Origin of the sequence: Gorillibacterium terrae, assembly GCF_051594785.1 — a bacterium.
In the GTDB taxonomy this organism is placed as follows: domain Bacteria; phylum Bacillota; class Bacilli; order Paenibacillales; family NBRC-103111; genus Gorillibacterium.
The window spans coordinates 112,096-128,702 of record NZ_JBPPGI010000007.1 but is presented as its reverse complement, the minus strand read 5'-3'; the positions used below and the strand labels follow the sequence as shown (position 1 = coordinate 128,702).

Below are 16,607 nucleotides of genomic sequence, written 5' to 3'. Positions count from 1 at the left end.
GGGCGGTCCCGGCTACGGAGAGTTTGGCGTATGAATCTAAAAAAGAAGTTGATTGTATCGTTTGCCGGAATTCTGATTATTCCTACCCTGGTGATGGGTTGGGCCTCTTATTCCAGCGCTTCGAGAGAAATGCGGGAGAGGCTGACCCAAAGCGCGCAAGAGAATGTCACGCTTCTGAACTCGTTTATCAGCAATATGATGAAGGAGAAGGAAGGGCAGCTCGATTACCTGGCGGAGCACTATCAAGGGGAGGCCATAACCCGGCAGGGCAAGTCTGCCTTCGAGGCAGACCTTAACCACTTTTTCGCGCTTCAGGAAGACCTGCTCAGCGTGTTCGTCGGTACAGCCACTGGGGACATGTACACGACATCTGCTACGTTGGCAAAGGACTTTGATCCCCGCAAGCGGCCCTGGTACCTCAAAGCCCAGGAGGAAAAGGAAGCCGTCGTCCTCACCGATCCCTATATCTCCGCTTCAACCGGCGAAATCGTGGTGACCCTGGCGAAGATGTTGGAGGACGGCACGGGGGTTGTCGGCTTTGATCTGAGTCTGGGGAAAATCTCCGAGCTAACCCAGCTGGCCAAAATCGGTAAAAGGGGATATGCCTTTGTGATCGACAAGGAGCGCAAGTATATCCATCACCCCACCATCAAAAGGGGAACCACGGCCAGTAGTGATTTCATGGACAAGCTATACGAAAGCCCAGCCGGATCCTTCGAGTATCAGTACGACGGGGATGACAAACTGATGGTATTTGCCGCCAATCCGGAGACGGGCTGGGTGATCGCGGGAACGATGTACGAGTCGGAGATCGACCAGGCTATGGTTCCGATCCTCCGAAACTCCCTGCTCATCAACCTGTTGGCTATTCTCATCGGCGGCATAGTCGTCTTTTTGATTATCCGCTCGATTCTTCTTCCGATCCGAGCCATCCGGGCGGCAACCGTGAAAATCAGCGGGGGCGACTTGACGGAGGTTATCCCGGTTCATCGGGAGGACGAGATCGGTGAATTGGCATCGGCCTTCAATGCGATGTCCGACCATCTGCGCAACCTGATTCGGGATGTCGGCGGACATTCCGTGCAAGTGGCTGCATCGGCTGAACAACTGCTTGCCGGATCGGAACAGACCAGTAAAGCCGCCGAACAGATTGCCGGCGTCATTACGGACATGGCGGCGGGGGCCAGTACCCAAATGCATAGCACCGAGCACAGCTCGGCCAGCATGCAGGTCATTCTACAGGACGTGAACCAGGCGGTTGAGAACATCCGGTACGCCGTAGAGATTGCGGCTCAAACATCGGAGAAGTCCATCCAGGGCAATGAAGCAGCTACGAAGGCCGTCCGGCAGATGAATTCCATCGCCCAATCGGTCGAAGGGCTCTCAGAATCCGTCAATGTGCTGGGCACTCGCTCGGAGCAAATCGGACGAATCGTCGACCTTATCACGGGTATTGCTCGGCAGACCAACCTGCTCGCGTTGAATGCGGCGATCGAAGCGGCACGCGCCGGGGAGAATGGAAGAGGCTTTGCGGTCGTGGCGGGAGAAGTGCGCAAGCTGGCCGAGCAATCCGCCGTCTCCAGCGGTCAGATCGCGCAGATGGTCCAGACGATTCAGCAGGAAATCGGCGAAGCCTCCCAAGTGATGCAACGCTCGCTACAGGAAGTTCATGAAGGAATCGGCAGCATTACCCAAGCCGGGGATCATTTCCGCAACATCAATGAGGCCATTGCCCAGGTTGCCGGTCAGATTCAGCAGGTTTCGGACAAGGTGACGATCATGGCAGGCGGAGTCGAGGAGACCGCAGAGGCGGTTCACCTGGTGACCCAAGTGGCGGTCCAGAATGCGAGTGGCGTCCAGTCGGTATCGGCGGCTACGGAAGAACAGCTGGCCTCTATGGAAGAGGTTACCGCATCGACTGCCGCGTTGAGCAAGCTGGCGGAGGAACTGCAGCTGTTGACAAGCAAATTTATCGTGTAATGCAAAAAAGGTGCTCCTGGTTCGGAAACAGCCAGGGGCACCCTTTTTTGCGTTATCGGTCAGTCCGCCGCTTGCAGCAGCCGGGCGATCAGGACCGCCGCTTCGGCACGCGTGCAGGCGCGAACCGGCTTCACCGTCCCGTCGGGATAGCCCTGCAGGTATCCCTGTGCCGCTAGCGCGGCGATCGGAGCCCTGGCCCATGCGGAAATCTCGCCGCTGTCCTTAAAGGCGGGAACGGCCGGACCGGCGGAGAGGTCGAGCAGCCCCAGCCGGGCGAGCATGGCGGCGAGCTCTTCGCGGGTGAGCGGAGCGTCCGGCTTGAACCGGCCGCCGCCGTCGCCCTGTACGATCCCGGCCGCTGCCGCTTGCGCGATGGCCCGTTCCGCCCAGTGGCCGCGGGTATCGGCGAAGGCCGAGGCAGCCGGCTCGGGAAGGGGGAAGGCGTTCGCGAGGAGCGTAACGAACTCGGCGCGCGTGATGGCGGAGTCGGGCCGGAAGGTTCCGTCGGGATAGCCCGACACGATTCCCTGCCGTGCCAGCCGTTCGATGGCGGCCTGGGCCCAGTGCCGGGCGATGTCACTCGGCTCGTATCCGGCGTTCGGCTTAGGAGCGGACAGAACGGCGAACGTGGAGAAGCGCTCGACGCGGGCCGACACCGTCCCGTGCTTCAGGTCGGCGGCAGAGGAGCCGACCGCCGCCCAGGCGTCTGCCGCTTCGTCGAAGGCGAAGAGCTGCGCTTCTTCGCCTTCCGCCAGCTTGGCCGGGTCGAAGGGCAGCGTCAGCGTGACGGGCTGTTGGAACGCGCCTGTCCGGTTTGCTGCGATCTCATAGACGTCGCTCAGCAGCTTATGGCCGGTGGGCGTAGCGGGTCTTGCAGATTCGGGTACCTTGCCGACCGTTACGCGCAGGCTTCCTTCTCCGCTCAGCGCTCCGGCGGGGAAGACCAGGGTGACGCCGTTCAGCGACAACGTTCCGCCTGTCGTTAGATTGATGCTGCCTTCCTGAACGGAGGAGCTTGGCGTGCCCGTCGTCCCCGTACCCGTGCCGCCGGGGTTGCCGGGAGAGGAGGGGGCCTTCAGTAGCAGCGTTCCCCACTTGGCGGTATTCTGCCAGGACTGCCCGCTCGGATCGCTCCAGATCCTTACGCTGTCGCGCACGCCGTCGGCGTTGCGATCGTCGTTGACCTGCAGATCGAAGCCGAGCAGGCTGCCGGACGCCGCCGTTGGGGTCAGCCGGATCGCCGCTTCCACGTCGTAGCCGACATCCGTCTGCCGGGTGGCGGTCTTGAAGACATCGGCCGATGCCGCCCCGTTATAGGTCTGCTCGTTGGCGTAATTCACCCGGTACTGGCCGTCATCGGGCTCATAGAACGCCGTCTTGCCGTTGGTTCGGTCCAGAAAGATTTCGACTGAATCCTGTTCATAAGCATTGGCGCTGGCCTTGCTCAGGCTGGCATCTACGACGTGGGCGAAGACGTAGAGCCAGTTCTCGTCCCATAGGGTCTTGAAGGTGGCTGTCGCTCCGCCGGTGCCCTCAACCTGCACATTCGTCGCGTAGGCGGGCGCACCGGCCCAGACGCCTTCTTCCAGGCCGTCGACGACCGGCGACGCGGGAAGGGCTTCCCCGAGCTGGAGGGCGGGACCGTACGTAAGTGTGCCGAATATGGAAGGGTCCGTATCCTGCGAACCGGTAAAGTCGTTCCAAGCGGCGGCCGCACCGGTGTCCGCATCGGTTACGCGTACGTCAAAGCCGATCTTCCGGCCGACGACTCCGCCCGCAAGCGGGACGGACGCCTCCAGCACATAACCTCCGGCGCGCTCGCTAACCCGATAGTCCACTCCCTCCAAGGGGCTGCCGGATCGGCTCAGTGTGTAATGCCGGTCGTCGGACCCGTAGGCGGGCGACTTGCTGTTGTCCCCGTCCAGGTACAGCTCCACCTTGTCTCCTGCCTGATTGCGGGCATCGTCGATGCTCGCATAGACAAACAAGCGGTCGGCGTTCCACAGGGCTTTGAAGGAGGCAGGGGACGTCCCGTCCGCCGTCTTGACCGGGAGCGGACTCACCGCCTCCCAGAGCGCTTCGCTCTTGCCGTCGATCGCCGGTGTGCCTTGGCTCGCGACGGCATTCTCGATGAGCACGGGCAGCTTGGAAGGCTCGACGAGCGCCCAATAGGCGGGCTTGGCCTGCAGCTGCTGGTCGAACAGCAGCGGGTAATCGGTTCGCTCCGGCTTGGACAGCCAGGACTTGTCGTCCGACATTCCCCAGATGGTCACGCCGGTCAGATGGGCCGTCATCTTCAAGCTCTTGAACAGGCGAAACAGGTCGCGGTAATAATACGCCTGCTTGAGGGCAACCTCATCGGAAAGCGAGGAGTACGCCGGAGTAGAGCCGCTCGGGTAGACGCTCACGTCCAGCTCGGTGACCTGGTTTTCTACCCCGAGTCCTGCGAACATCTCCAAGGTCTGTTTGACCTCTGCGGGAGAGGGGCTTTCCAGCGTGTTGTGCATCTGGTGGCCGACGCCGTCCACCGGAATACCGCGGGCCTTCATGCCCTTCACCAGATCGTACAGGAACTGCCGTTTCTTCGCATTCGTCGTCCCGTAATCATTGATGATGAGCGTTGCCTCCGGCTTGGCATATTTGCGGGCATAGAGGAAGGCGTCATCGATGAATTCCGGACCGAGAATCTCGAACCACTTGCTGCGGCGGAAGCCGTCCGGCTGGCTCTCGTCGATGACTTCGTTGACGACGTCCCACGTATAGACGATGTCGTTGAAATGCTCGACCACGTTCTTGATGTGATTCTCCAGACGCGAGCGCAGAAGAGCCTTGTCTTCCGCCGAGCTGGTCAGATCCGTTCCGTCGGCATGCTTGAACAGCCAATCCGGAACCTGCGCGTGCCAGAGCAGGGTATGGCCGCGCATACCGATGCCGCGCGACTTGGCATAATCGGCCAAAACATCGCCTCGACTGAAGTTAAACTGATTCTCCTTGGGCTCGGTGGCATCCCACTTCATCGCATTGCCGGCGACAATGCTGTCGAAGTGGCGGGTGAGCAACTCCCCGTAGCGGCCGCTCGTCTCTTCGGGCTCGATCGCCGCGCCGATCGGGAAATCGTCGCGGAAAGCTTCATAGACCGAGGGGATATCGGTCTGGACGGGAAGCGTCCCGATCGAATCCAGCTCAAAATCGTCGAGATAGAAGGAAGGGGTTCCCTCTGCCGTTTCGAGATAGAGCGAGAGCTTGTCGAAGGAGCTGTCCAAGGTATAATCGGCACTCAGGTGCACCCAGGCAGCGTCGGTGACATCGGTGTTGCCGACCACCGTAAGGTAGGCGGTATCCGTTCCCTGCTTGTCGACCTGGAGACTCATTCGCATCTTGGCGGGCGGTTCTCCGGAGAGCAGCCGCACCCAGGCAGAGAGGCGATACTTGGCGCCGGTAGTTGCCTTGTCGGTCAGATCCAGCGCAGGGCCTTGGTAGGTTTCGGTTCTCCCCGTGACGGCGAGGCTGTGGCTGCCGGTGTGGGCGGCATCCGTTGAGATCGCGACCTTCTCGCCGCCGGTGCGGCTGGCCCAGCCGGCGGGGGTTCCGTCTTCAAAATCGGCATGAAGGGACAGAGCCGAGCCTGTTCCCGGACTCGGAGTGCCACCTCCCGGATTAGCCGGCGGGGGAGTGGTTTCCACGATCCGGACATCGTCGATCAGGTAGCGTGCCGTCTTGACGTCGTTCTCGATATAGAGCAGCAGATTGGCTGCGGTCTCATAGGTGTAGGTTCCCTCCAGCTTGACCCAGCCCTGCTCGTTGACGGCTGCGGCGGCCACTTGCTTGTACTCGTCTTTTTTTTCGGAATCGGTGCGCTTGATCGTAATCGCCGCTTTCCCCGCATCCTCGGCGGCCACGGCTTTCACTTCGGCGGAGATGGTATAAACAGCCCCCGCCTTAAGGAGGGATGTTACGCCCAAGCTGGGCGCGTTCCAAGCATCCGTCCGCCCGCTGGTCAGCAGGCTGTACTTGCCTTCAAACGGCGCATACTCCGGCTGTCCCACGGCCTGGACCGATCCGCTTCCGAGCTGCGACCAGCCCTGCGCCGTGCCGCCCTCAAAGTCGTAGCTCGCCACCACCGGCGGGCTGCTGTCCGCCAGCGCGGTGCCGCCCGCACGCGGCCCCAGCAGGCCGATCAGCAGGAGAACCGCAAGCGAGGCATTCCACACTCTTTTCATCCTCATCCTCCTCAAATTGAAATCGCTTACAAATGGGAAACGTCTTCATTCTAGCTTGGTCTGGGACGATTTCCCATCCTGAAACTAAAGGGAATTCCCCCCGAAATTATGAGATTGTTTTTCCGCGTCAGGATGGAGAATAGAGAGGGTGTAGCATATGGAAGAGGCAAACGCAAGGCGGGGAAGTTCTCCCAAAAAGGATGTTTCACCGGAAGGACGAGGGGGTTAAGTAGGGAGGGCAACACCAAAACTCAAAACCTGATAAGGAGTGAATTCACCATGGCACGCGACAACCAGAATGGGAAGATGAGCCGGGAAGAAGCAGGACGTAAGGGTGGAGAGGCAACCTCGAAGACGCATGATCGCGAGTTCTACCAAGAGATCGGCCAAACGGGAGGCGAAGCCACCTCGGAATCCCATGGCCGTGAGTTCTACCAAGAAATCGGAGAAAAAGGCGGCGAAGCCCGCGGCCAAAGCAGCTCCTCCGGCGGTAACGGCAAGATGAGCCGCGAGGAAGCGGGACGCAAGGGCGGCGAAGCCCGCGCCCGTCAGCGCGACTGACTGAAGTCTTTCCTATAAAGTAGTCGAATGTTAAAAAAAGCAGGGCCGGTTCCTTTACGAAGGAGCGGGGCCCTGCTTTAATGTTGGTTAGGCGACGTCCGCGATGACACTTCGGTATGCGGCGAGGGAGTGCTCGATGATCGTCCCGAGGAAGGCGGCGTCCGCTTCGGGAAGCAGCGCTTCGGCATAGGCCCAGGCGTTCTCTTCGATGCGCAGGCGGATATGCGCCTTCTCGGCCTCCGAAATCGGCAGATCGAGGGAATCGGCCAACTCCCGCAGCTGCCCGTCCTGGGCATGGCCCAGCTCATGGGCGAGAATGACGGCGATGTATTCCTCGGCGCGGTCCGTCGAGCCGAACAACCGGCCGCATTGGATCAGGATATCTTCTTTATAAAGGAAGACGGTGTGGGTGGCGAGGTTGTATTTCCCTCCGACCAGCCGGTCTCCCGGAAACCTTGGTTCGATGCGCAGGGCAGCCGTGCAGGCGGAGCGGTCCATGATCCGGGCCGCCACCCGATGGAAAAGAGCGTCTTGCAGGGGAATTCCTCCTAACCTTTCTCTACAGGGATAGCCAAAGCTGCAAGCCCTGTGAATTGCACCCTACGAGTATAGGGTGTGTCTTAGGGAAAGTAAAGGGGGCTTATGTAACGGGGGGAGCACACAGCAAAAAAGACAACCCCCTATCGGTTTCTGCCCGTTAGGTTGTTGTCTTTAGGGGTGGAATGAAATCGAGACGACAGGATTTGAACCTGCGACCTCTTGCTCCCGAAGCAAGCGCTCTACCAAGCTGAGCCACGTCTCGTCAAGGCCGTTTGAAGGGCCAACAGACAAGATTATACCACAAGGCGGAGCGATTACAAGAGCGGATACCGAGAATCTTTTTCCATGCGGTGAAAAAACAACCCCCTCATGCCGCGAGGGGGTTGTCTTACGGTTTAATGCGGAATCGAGACGACAGGATTTGAACCTGCGACCTCTTGCTCCCGAAGCAAGCGCTCTACCAAGCTGAGCCACGTCTCGATGGTCGTTAAAGGACCAGCAAGAAATATTATAACAAGGTCGAATCAAAAAAGCAAAGCCTTTTTTTAAATGAAGGGGACAAGACAGTGAGAATTTTTTTCAGCGGATGGGAAGAAACTTATGAAAAAGGACTTGAAAACGGACGGAGATGGGAGTAGAATCAGCTTCAGTACGAAATGACCAAATCAGTAATTTGGTCAGTTTTTAGCGAAACACCAGATGACAGGCCCGATGGAAGGGCGCGCGGGAAGGGAGGGATCAAGAATCGCTACGGTAGACAGGAGGCAGCAGATCCTGGATGCTGCAACCCGCTCCTTCAGCATTTACGGCTATAAGGCCACCACGATGGATCAAGTGGCCAAGGATGCGAAGGTGGGCAAAGGGACGATCTATACGTTTTTTGCCGACAAGGAGGAGCTGTTCAAGGCCATCTTGGACGAATTCATCTTGCAGATGAAAGAGATCGCCGAGTCGGTGATGGATGAGGAACTGCCCTTTTTCGAGAATCTCCACAACGTTCTGCTCCATATGGTGAACTTCCGGGAATCGCATCGGCTTACCATTCAGCTTACCCATGAAGTGAAGGATATGGGGACCCGGGCGGCCATAGAAGCCATGCAGCAGGTGGAATGGGCCATTATCGGCTTCATCCGGCGCAAGATCGAAACCGCCACCCAGCGGAACCAGATTCGGGCCTGCGATCCCGAGATAACGGCGTTCGTCATGCTGAAGCTGTATGTCGCATTCGTCTCCGAATGGAACGAGACGCGGGGCAAGCTTTCCAACGAAGAGATTGCCCGGCTATTTCATCTGTATCTGGCCGAAGGGCTGGCCGTGCCGGAGCCCCTGGCGGGCAACGGCTCCGCGTTAGCGTAAGGTTTCGCCGCTGTGCCTTAGAGACCGGCTGGCGACCGGAATAGCAATTTGAAAAAAGAAGGGTAGGATTTGAAATTCATGAAGCAGAGATCATTTTCAGGAGAACTGTCTTCGATCGTGCGCGATAAGCGGGTGCTGATCCCGGTCATCGCTGTGTTGCTCGTTCCGCTGCTGTACTGCGGCATGTTCCTGTGGGCCTTCTGGGACCCGTATGCGAAGATGGACGTGCTTCCGGTGGCGGTCGTCAACAGCGACAAAGGCGCCGATTTCAACGGAGAGACGATGAACGTCGGCAAGGAACTGGCCGACAAGCTGAAAGAAGGCAAAGATTTCGACTGGCAATTCGTCAGCAAGGAAGAAGCGGTGAACGGCTTGTCCGACCGCACGTATTACATGGCGATTGAAATTCCCGAGGATTTCTCGTCCAAGGTGGTCACCGTCACCGACGAGAATCCGCAGAAGGCGCAAGTCCTGTACATCCCGAACGAGAGCTACAACTTCCTGGCCGCCCAGATCGGCAAGACGGCGATCGAGCGGATTAAGGGCGAGCTGTCGGAGAATGTGACCGAAGCGTATTCGAAGGCCGTGTTCAGCAGCGTGAACAAGCTGGCGGACGGCATCGGCCAAGCGGGCGACGGGGCCTCGAAGCTCGCCGACGGCTCGAAGGAAGTGGACAACGGTATCAAGACGGTCCGCGAGAACCTCGACAAGCTGGCTTCGGGCGCGACCGACCTGAACAACGGCGTGCAGCTGGTGGACGCCAATTCCGGCAAGCTGGTCTCCGGCGCGTCTCAGCTCAAGAACGGGCTGGATACGCTGAATGCCAATGTCGGCAAGCTGTCCGCCGGCGCCGCCGAGCTGAAGAAGGGCGCCGACGCCATCGACGCCGGACTCGGCAAGCTGGTGGCCGGTGCCGCTCCGATGAAGGACGGCATCGCCTCCCTGCAGACCGGGGCGGGCGCGTTGGGCAGCGGCCTCACCGAGCTGAACACCGGCGCAAGCTCGCTGTCGCAGGGGCTTGGGACATTGAAGACCGGCGCGGAGCAGTTGTCCGCGGGAGCGGATAAGGCCGGTACCGGTGCGGCTCAGCTGGAGAAGGGCTTGACCGCCTCCAAGGAGAGCCTGACCAAGCTGTCGGCCGGAGCCGACGGCATCTCCAACGGGCTGGCCGCTTACGCGAAGGCCCATCCCGAGCTGGCGCAGGACCCGAACTTCGCCAAGCTGCTGGAAACGAGCAAGTCGGTTTCCCAGGGCCTCACCGCCGTCACCTCCGGCCAGGATCAACTGATCGCCGGAGCGACTCAATTGTCGGCCGGGTCGACCCAGTTGAAGACCGGGCTCGACACCGTTGCCGCCAAGCTGGACGAAGCGGCCGCGGGCGGCGAGAAGCTGGCCGCCGGCGCAAGCCAGCTGCAGGCCGGCTCGGAGCAGCTCAGCGCCGGCATCGGCCAACTGGCCGGCGGCGCGGATCAATTGGTCGCCGGGGCGGGTCAACTGCAAGCCGGCGCGAAGAAGCTGTCGGCCGGCGCAGGCGAGCTGAACGCCGGAACGGGTCAGCTGACCGCCGGAACCGGCAAGCTCGCCGCAGGCGCCAGCGCGCTGGCGAACGGCACGGAGCAGCTGGCTGGCGGCACGCATAAGCTGGCGAACGGCGCCGAGCAGGTCGCCAGCGGCGCCAAGCAGCTGGACGCCGGAACCGGCAAGCTGCAGGACGGCGCCGACCAGCTCGCGAACGGCAACACGGAGCTCGCGACCAAGCTGGGCGACGCGACCAAGCAGACCGGCTCGATGAATACCGGCGACAAGAACGCCGAAATGTTCGCGGGTCCGGTGGAAGTCACTGAGCAGCGCTATACCGAGGTTCCCAACTATGGGACCGGCTTCGCCCCGTATTTCATGTCCCTCGGCCTGTTCATCGGCGCGCTGCTGCTCACCATCGTGTTCCAGATCAAGCATCCGGCCGTGCCGCCTAAATCGGGCGTGGCTTGGTACTTCAGCAAGTTCATGGTGACGGTTCTCGTCGGCGTCATCCAGGCCGTCGTGCTCGACATCTTCCTGCTGACGGTACTGGGCCTAGAGGTGAAGAGCGTTCCGTTGTTCATCCTTCTATCCATCATTACCAGTCTGGCCTTCATGAGCCTCATTCAATTCCTGGTGTCCGCCTTGGGTAACGCCGGCCGCTTCGTCGCCATCGTGCTGCTGATCTTCCAGCTGACGACGTCTGCCGGTACCTTCCCCAAGGAGCTGCTGCCGGACTTCCTGCAGAAGTTCCATCGCCTGCTGCCGATGACGTACTCCGTATTCGGCTTCAAGGATGTTATCTCCAGCGGCCACTTTACGGCCATGTGGCAGAACGCCGGCGTGCTGATCGGCTTCATCGTGGTCTTCATGCTGCTCGGCCTGCTGTACTACAGCGTTCAGTTCAACAAGCACAAGGATCTGGCGAACGAATCCGGACTTCCGGCCTAAGTACGCCGTGGCTTCCGTGAACGGCAAGCAACCCCTCCGCTCTTTGGGCGGAGGGGTTTTTGCATCCGGGAGGCATGCCGCTGAGAGGAGCTATCAATATCCATAGAATGATAACTTGTCCTGTCGGGTTTCGATATTTATACTTATTCTTAAGTTGTGAAAAATCGAACAAGTCCTGATTCGAACGTTACATACCTGGGAGGAATGGAAGATGAAAAGCCTTATCGGAACCCGCACCGCGGAAAACCTGCTGAAAGCGTTTGCGGGGGAGTCGCAGGCGAGCATGCGCTACACGATCTTCGCGGAGGTGGCGGAGGAAGAAGGTCTGACGCCGATCGCCGCAATCTTTAAAGCCACCTCCCACAATGAGAGGGAGCATGCCAAGCGCTTCTACAACCTGCTCGTCGCCGGCTACGGCGGAGAGCTTCCGGCCAGTCTGGAGATCGCCGCCTCCTTCCCGTTTGCCAAGGGCACAACCGCCGAGAACCTGAGAGCGGCAGCGAGCGGCGAGAACGAGGAATGGACCGAGCTGTATCCGGAATTCGAACGGATTGCGAGGGAAGAGGGCTTCCCGGAAGTTGCCGGCGCCTTCAGGCTGATCATGAATATCGAGAAGCGCCACGAGGCCCGCTACCTGAAGCTGGCGGGACAGGTGGAAACGGATTCGGTCTTCAAGAAAGAGGAGAAGGTGGTCTGGATCTGCACCGAATGCGGCCATATCCACGAGGGCAAGAACCCGCCGGAGAAATGCCCGACCTGCCTGAAGCCGAAAAAAGTCTTCGAGCTGTTTGCCGAAGCGCTGTAAGCGCAGCAAACTTTTGGGCGAATGAACCGCTGCAAATGACCAGACCAAACCATGGCTTCCACATATCCTACAGTATCTTCAATGAAGGGAGTGCGGAAACATGGGTTACTTCCCCGGCTATGGAGCAGGGTATGGCGGATACGGCGGTGGCTGCGGTTGCGGCGTAGTTGCACCTTATGGAGGCGGCAGCGCATTCAGCTTTGTTCTGGTGCTGTTCATCCTTCTGGTGATCATTCTGCGCGCTTTCTGTTAATCCTCCCCAGGCGCATCCCCGCAGGGCTTCGGCCCTTGCGGGGATTTTTTTGTCCGCTTGTCCGCGATCGGCGAATCAATGGGCATCAAACTTGATCTTAAAGGCCACTTGGTTCACTCCGTCTGCCGGTTTGAGGTTGACGACGAAGGAGGCTCCCGGGGCCAGGTAGTTGGTCAGCCCGCCCGACATAACCGATCCGCCGATCGTTCCCAGGTTATACGTCGTGCCGTTGGCATATCTCAACAAGTACGAGCCGCTCAGCTTGCCGACCACGTCCGTGGTACTGTTGTCATTGTAATTCACGTTGGTGATGCGGAAGACGACGGTTTGATTCGCGCCGGTGGTATTGGTATAGACGAAAGTGGAGGTATCGCCTTTGCTCATGCCGTGCTGTACGAAGTAATCCAGATACGGAATGGTAAACGTCTGCGAGGCGGCAAATGCGGATGAAGCGAGGCACAGCGTCAAGATTACGGCCATGAACAGAGCGATTCCTTGTTTCCTTTTCATCTTAGCACCTCCAAGGTTTGTTAGCGCTAACATACGCTACCCTTCTACTATACGATATATGGATTATATTGTAAATATATAGAATTATATAGGAAATATATTGTTCTGCGCATCCTGATTTTTGGCGCTCGGCCGGTTGGAGCTTATAATGGAATCCAACCCGACTTCATGAAGGAGATTGTCCGGATGCCAACCAAAACGGAAAAAGAAAAGATGATCGGCGGGAATGAGGTTATCGCTTCGGGGGCAGTGGTGATCAAGGACGTCCCCGCCCATGCGGTCGTGGGCGGCAATCCGGCCAAGGTGATCAAAATGATCGACAATGGCTGAGCGTCGGCAAATATGGTTCCTTATCCGAAGTCATTGGCACAAGTCAGCGTGAATGGTTTTCATATAATGAACTACCTTCGAAGGAATCTGGTAGAGGAGAGTTGTTCATGACCATTCAGTTTTTGGATTCCCGGACGTCGGAGCTCAGCAACACGAACACCGGCACGGGGATCCTGCCCGTAAGCCCGGCTCTCTTGGTTGGCGACATCGGACTGCAAGTGGCCCTCGTCATTGGGACGCCCAATGAAGCGGACGTCCGCATCGAGTTGTGGGGAACCTTGGGCGTATCGGGAACGGCCGCTGACACGGTTACGATTACGGTGGAAAGAGGGGGAACGGCAACGCCTGGTACGGGGACGGTCATCTATACGGCGAGTCCGGGCCTCTCCACCGGAGATAACTTACTCACGTTCCATGCGGCAGACTTCCACCCGGCGATCCCGGCCTCCGGTCAGCTCCGTTACACGATGTTTGCAGCCCATACCGGCGGAGAGCCCGCTGTCACCATTACGGGACCGGTCGCCTTCAGCGGTATCGCACAGGCCGGGGCTATTTAAGCGGTACTCCAGATTTTTCAGCAAAGCCCACCGGCTCTATGCCGGTGGGCTAATCGAATTGGTGTGCATGGGATACGGCTTGTCGCGAGCTGCTCTAAGGCAGCCGCCGCATTTCACTCAACGAACGCTTTACTTTAGCGGCAGAGGACTGCATGACTGCTCGGGCAATGAACCACCAAGGTCAAGTATATGAAGCAATTTAGCATTTATTCTGAAACAAATTGATTCGTTTCATAACATTTTCCTTCAGTTTTCATGAAAAATGAAATTAGAAAACAAAAAATATTTGTTTACAAACTCACAATTAAATGATTAAATGAACTGGAAACCGGTTTCAGAAAAAATCATGATTTGTTACATGGATCTTTGAATCAATGGAGGTCGTATGGAGTTATTTCTTGTTCGCCACGGTCAATCCCTAGGCAATACGATGAGTCAGGATATGCCCGACTCGCCCCTTACGGACTTAGGATTAACCCAAGCCGAACAGCTGGCGGCCTATCTGCAGAACCAACCCGTCGCACGAATCATCGCAAGTCCGTTAATCCGGGCTATGCAAACGGCGCTTCCGCTTTCGAATGCGCTTTCCCTCCCCATTGAAGTGTGGAAAGAGTTGTACGAATACCGGGAAGGGTGCTCCTTTGGGGGACCGTCACGGGAAGAGCTGCGCCGATTGATACCCCAAGCCGTTTTTCCGGAAGACATGGAAGAGGGCGGGTGGATCTATCCGGGAGGAGAGAATCCCCAGCATGCCATGGATCGGGCTAAGGCGGTTGTAAGCCGAATTCGCCAGCTTGAGGAAGAAGCGGTTGCTGTGTTCGCCCACGGAATGTTCAATGCTTATCTGATCCGGGAAATTCTTGAGATTTCGGGTTCCACCCACATGGAGTTCCTGCAATGGAATACGGGCATCAGCCATTTTTCCTTCGGAACGGGAACGACCGGTGTCAGAGAGCTCAACAACAACGGGCACCTGGAACCTTCTCTTCGAACCTAATCGGCGGGGCCGCTAAGTAACGAAAATGAAAGCGTTAGCATGAACAAAGGAGATGAACAGTCAGTTGCATTTATACGTCATTCGGCATGGTCAATCCACCATGAATATCGGTCAAGGAGGAGGTCCGAACTGTTCGCTGTCCGAAACGGGGCAGTGGCAGGTGGAGCAAATCCCAGCTTTCTTTAAAGAGATCCCGATCAAGAAAATCTATTGCAGCCCGCTGCGGCGGACCATTATGACCGCACTGCCCTTGGCGGAGTCTAAGCAGCAGCGGATCGTTCTTATTCCCGAGATGTCGGAAATTTTCAATGAAGAATGGAAGGATTACCGGGACTACGACTGGGAAGGATGCGCCCACGTGACAAGCAGCTTCCCCCAGGCCGATTTTATCGCTACCCAGGACCTCGAGAAGCAGTGGTGGCCGGTATGGCCGGAAAATCATGCGATGGTGCGGGCGCGCGTGCAGCGGTTTTTTGATGCCGAGCTTGTTCCCTATCTGGGGACGGATGACCATATCGTGGTCGTCGGACATGGCCAATCCACTGCCGATTTGAAACAAATTGCCAACCCCGGGGATACGATACCGGTCTATAACGCGGGAATCGTCGAATTTGAATTGGATGAGAACGGAGTATGTCAGTCCGCGAAGGTACATACCGAGCATCTGGGTGCGTACGTTACGGAATAACTGGAGGGGGATTTCTATGTTGAAAAAGCCGAGTTTGCTCCTATTGTCTTGCGCTATGGTTCTGAGTCTTGCCGCATGCGGTCCAAAGCGTGACGCTGCTCCAAGCGGAGACTCCTCGAGCGCTGTCCCGACAGCCACGCAAGGCGCCGAAGCGCCGAAGCCGGAGAAGCTGTCCATTTGGGCGAACGAATCGGAGAAGGAAGTTCAGTCGATTCGGTATATGACCGAGAAATTCACCGAGAAAACCGGCATCAAGGTGGAAGTCATTCCGTTCAATGCCCGGGAACAATCCAAATCCTTTTCGCTCGACGGACCTGCAGGCCGCGGACCCGATCTCTGGTGGGCTACCCACAACTCGATGGGGAAGAACGTCCTTCAAGGGTTGGCTGAACCTTTTAAGCTGAGTGAAGAGCAGCTGAAATCGTACTCGGAAGATACGATCAAGGCGGTTACGCTCGACAATAACATTTACTGCCTGCCGATGGTCGTCGAAACGGCTGTCCTTTACTACAACAAAGAGCTGCTGCCGAAGGCCCCGGAAACCTGGGAAGAGCTCGAGACGTTCTCCTCTACGTACAATAATGAAGCCCAGAAGAAATACGGCTTCCTGATTGACGGAGCAAACTTCTATTACACCAATATGTTCTTGCAGGGCAACGGCGGATACATTTTCAAGACCAATGAGAATGGCTTCGATGTAGACGATGTCGGCTTGAACAATGCCGGTTCCGTTAAGGGAGCGGAGTTGATCCAATCCTGGTTCCAAAAGGGCTACCTGCCCAAGTCGATCACCGGTGACGTCATGGACGGTCTCTTCAAAGAAGGCAAGGTTGGAGCGGTCGTATCCGTGCCTTCCTCCATGGTGAACTATAAGCAGGCCCTCGGCGATAAGCTGGCCGTCGCCCCCATTCCCAAGCTGGCCAACGGACAACGTCCGCCTTCCTTCCTGGGCATCAAGGGATGGGTCCTGTCGCCGTTCTCCAAGAATAAAGTATGGGCCGAGGAACTGGCGCGGTTTATGACCAGCCAGGAATCGCTTCAACACCATTTCGAAGCCTTGGGCGAAATTCCGGCGACCACCGGCATGCTGGAAAGCGACCTGGTTGCCAAGGATCCGTTCTTCGGACCGATTGCCGAGCAAGCCAAGTTTGCCACGCCTACGCCGCATATTCCGGAGATCTCGCAGACCTGGGAGCCGATGCACAATGCCTTCGTGTTCCTCTCGCAGGGGAACAATGCCCAAGAAGTATTGAATGAGGCCGTGGATCAGATCAAAGAGCAAATCAAAGTAAATAATTCTTCGAAGAAATAGCAGATGAATGGGGGGGAGATCCACTGCGG

General features: G+C 57.9%; 13 protein-coding genes, 2 tRNA genes and 1 pseudogene. 11 read left to right on the top strand and 5 right to left on the bottom strand.

Annotated features, from left to right (window positions below; genetic code table 11):
- Window positions 1-30 precede the first annotated feature (30 nt).
- Window positions 31-1,980 carry a methyl-accepting chemotaxis protein gene (locus ACSEXS_RS20765; RefSeq protein WP_438435164.1) on the top strand — a complete coding sequence of 650 codons (1,950 nt, stop codon included), beginning with the start codon at window positions 31-33 and terminating at the stop codon, window positions 1,978-1,980.
- A gap of 59 nt (window positions 1,981-2,039) precedes the next feature.
- On the opposite strand, the gene ACSEXS_RS20760 is transcribed toward ACSEXS_RS20765, so the two are convergent.
- A complete protein-coding gene (locus ACSEXS_RS20760; RefSeq protein WP_438435163.1) occupies window positions 2,040-6,200 on the bottom strand; it encodes an endo-1,4-beta-xylanase in 4,161 nt (1,386 codons plus the stop codon).
- A 279-nt stretch (window positions 6,201-6,479) separates the two neighbouring features.
- On the opposite strand from ACSEXS_RS20760, the gene ACSEXS_RS20755 reads away from it, so the two are divergent.
- Window positions 6,480-6,761 (top strand): KGG domain-containing protein, encoded by a 282-nt coding sequence (locus tag ACSEXS_RS20755; RefSeq protein WP_438435162.1) that lies wholly within the window; start codon window positions 6,480-6,482, stop codon window positions 6,759-6,761.
- Between the two features lie 87 nt (window positions 6,762-6,848).
- Here the strand turns inward: ACSEXS_RS20755 and ACSEXS_RS20750 are convergent, their stop codons facing one another.
- From ACSEXS_RS20750 to ACSEXS_RS20740, 3 genes are all read right to left on the bottom strand, one after another.
- Window positions 6,849-7,259 carry a hypothetical protein gene (locus tag ACSEXS_RS20750; RefSeq protein ID WP_438435161.1) on the bottom strand — a complete coding sequence of 137 codons (411 nt, stop codon included), beginning with the start codon at window positions 7,257-7,259 and terminating at the stop codon, window positions 6,849-6,851.
- A 230-nt stretch (window positions 7,260-7,489) separates the two neighbouring features.
- Window positions 7,490-7,563 (bottom strand) — tRNA-Pro (locus tag ACSEXS_RS20745).
- Between the two features lie 144 nt (window positions 7,564-7,707).
- Window positions 7,708-7,781: transfer RNA gene (locus ACSEXS_RS20740), tRNA-Pro, on the bottom strand.
- A gap of 231 nt (window positions 7,782-8,012) precedes the next feature.
- Here ACSEXS_RS20740 and ACSEXS_RS20735 point away from each other — a divergent pair.
- The 4 genes from ACSEXS_RS20735 to ACSEXS_RS20720 all read left to right on the top strand — a co-directional run bounded on the left by ACSEXS_RS20735 (window position 8,013) and on the right by ACSEXS_RS20720 (window position 12,184).
- A complete protein-coding gene (locus ACSEXS_RS20735; protein WP_438435160.1) occupies window positions 8,013-8,657 on the top strand; it encodes a TetR/AcrR family transcriptional regulator in 645 nt (214 codons plus the stop codon).
- Between the two features lie 78 nt (window positions 8,658-8,735).
- Window positions 8,736-11,126: a YhgE/Pip family protein gene (locus tag ACSEXS_RS20730; protein ID WP_438435159.1), complete on the top strand. Its 2,391-nt coding sequence runs from the start codon at window positions 8,736-8,738 to the stop codon at window positions 11,124-11,126.
- Between the two features lie 211 nt (window positions 11,127-11,337).
- Complete coding sequence (rbr, locus tag ACSEXS_RS20725) at window positions 11,338-11,931, top strand: rubrerythrin (RefSeq protein ID WP_438435158.1); 594 nt, start codon at window positions 11,338-11,340, stop codon at window positions 11,929-11,931.
- A gap of 100 nt (window positions 11,932-12,031) precedes the next feature.
- Window positions 12,032-12,184 (top strand): YjcZ family sporulation protein, encoded by a 153-nt coding sequence (locus tag ACSEXS_RS20720; protein ID WP_438435157.1) that lies wholly within the window; start codon window positions 12,032-12,034, stop codon window positions 12,182-12,184.
- Between the two features lie 75 nt (window positions 12,185-12,259).
- On the opposite strand, the gene ACSEXS_RS20715 is transcribed toward ACSEXS_RS20720, so the two are convergent.
- Entirely contained in the window at window positions 12,260-12,694 is a 435-nt protein-coding gene (locus ACSEXS_RS20715; RefSeq protein WP_438435156.1) for a hypothetical protein, read from the bottom strand.
- A 216-nt stretch (window positions 12,695-12,910) separates the two neighbouring features.
- Between ACSEXS_RS20715 and ACSEXS_RS20710 the strand changes: the two are divergent.
- The 5 genes and pseudogenes from ACSEXS_RS20710 to ACSEXS_RS20690 form a co-directional block, all read left to right on the top strand.
- Window positions 12,911-13,024: pseudogene (locus ACSEXS_RS20710) on the top strand (acetyltransferase); the annotation flags it as partial.
- Between the two features lie 107 nt (window positions 13,025-13,131).
- Complete coding sequence (locus ACSEXS_RS20705; RefSeq protein WP_438435155.1) at window positions 13,132-13,581, top strand: hypothetical protein; 450 nt, start codon at window positions 13,132-13,134, stop codon at window positions 13,579-13,581.
- A 385-nt stretch (window positions 13,582-13,966) separates the two neighbouring features.
- The gene (locus ACSEXS_RS20700; RefSeq protein ID WP_438435154.1) at window positions 13,967-14,578 is read left to right on the top strand and encodes a histidine phosphatase family protein; all 612 of its coding nucleotides are present in this window, start codon (window positions 13,967-13,969) and stop codon (window positions 14,576-14,578) included.
- Window positions 14,579-14,630: 52 nt separating this feature from the next.
- Entirely contained in the window at window positions 14,631-15,266 is a 636-nt protein-coding gene (locus ACSEXS_RS20695) for a histidine phosphatase family protein (protein WP_438435153.1), read from the top strand.
- A 16-nt stretch (window positions 15,267-15,282) separates the two neighbouring features.
- Window positions 15,283-16,578, top strand: coding sequence for an extracellular solute-binding protein (locus ACSEXS_RS20690; RefSeq protein WP_438435152.1), 1,296 nt, complete (start codon window positions 15,283-15,285; stop codon window positions 16,576-16,578).
- Window positions 16,579-16,607: the final 29 nt, after the last annotated feature.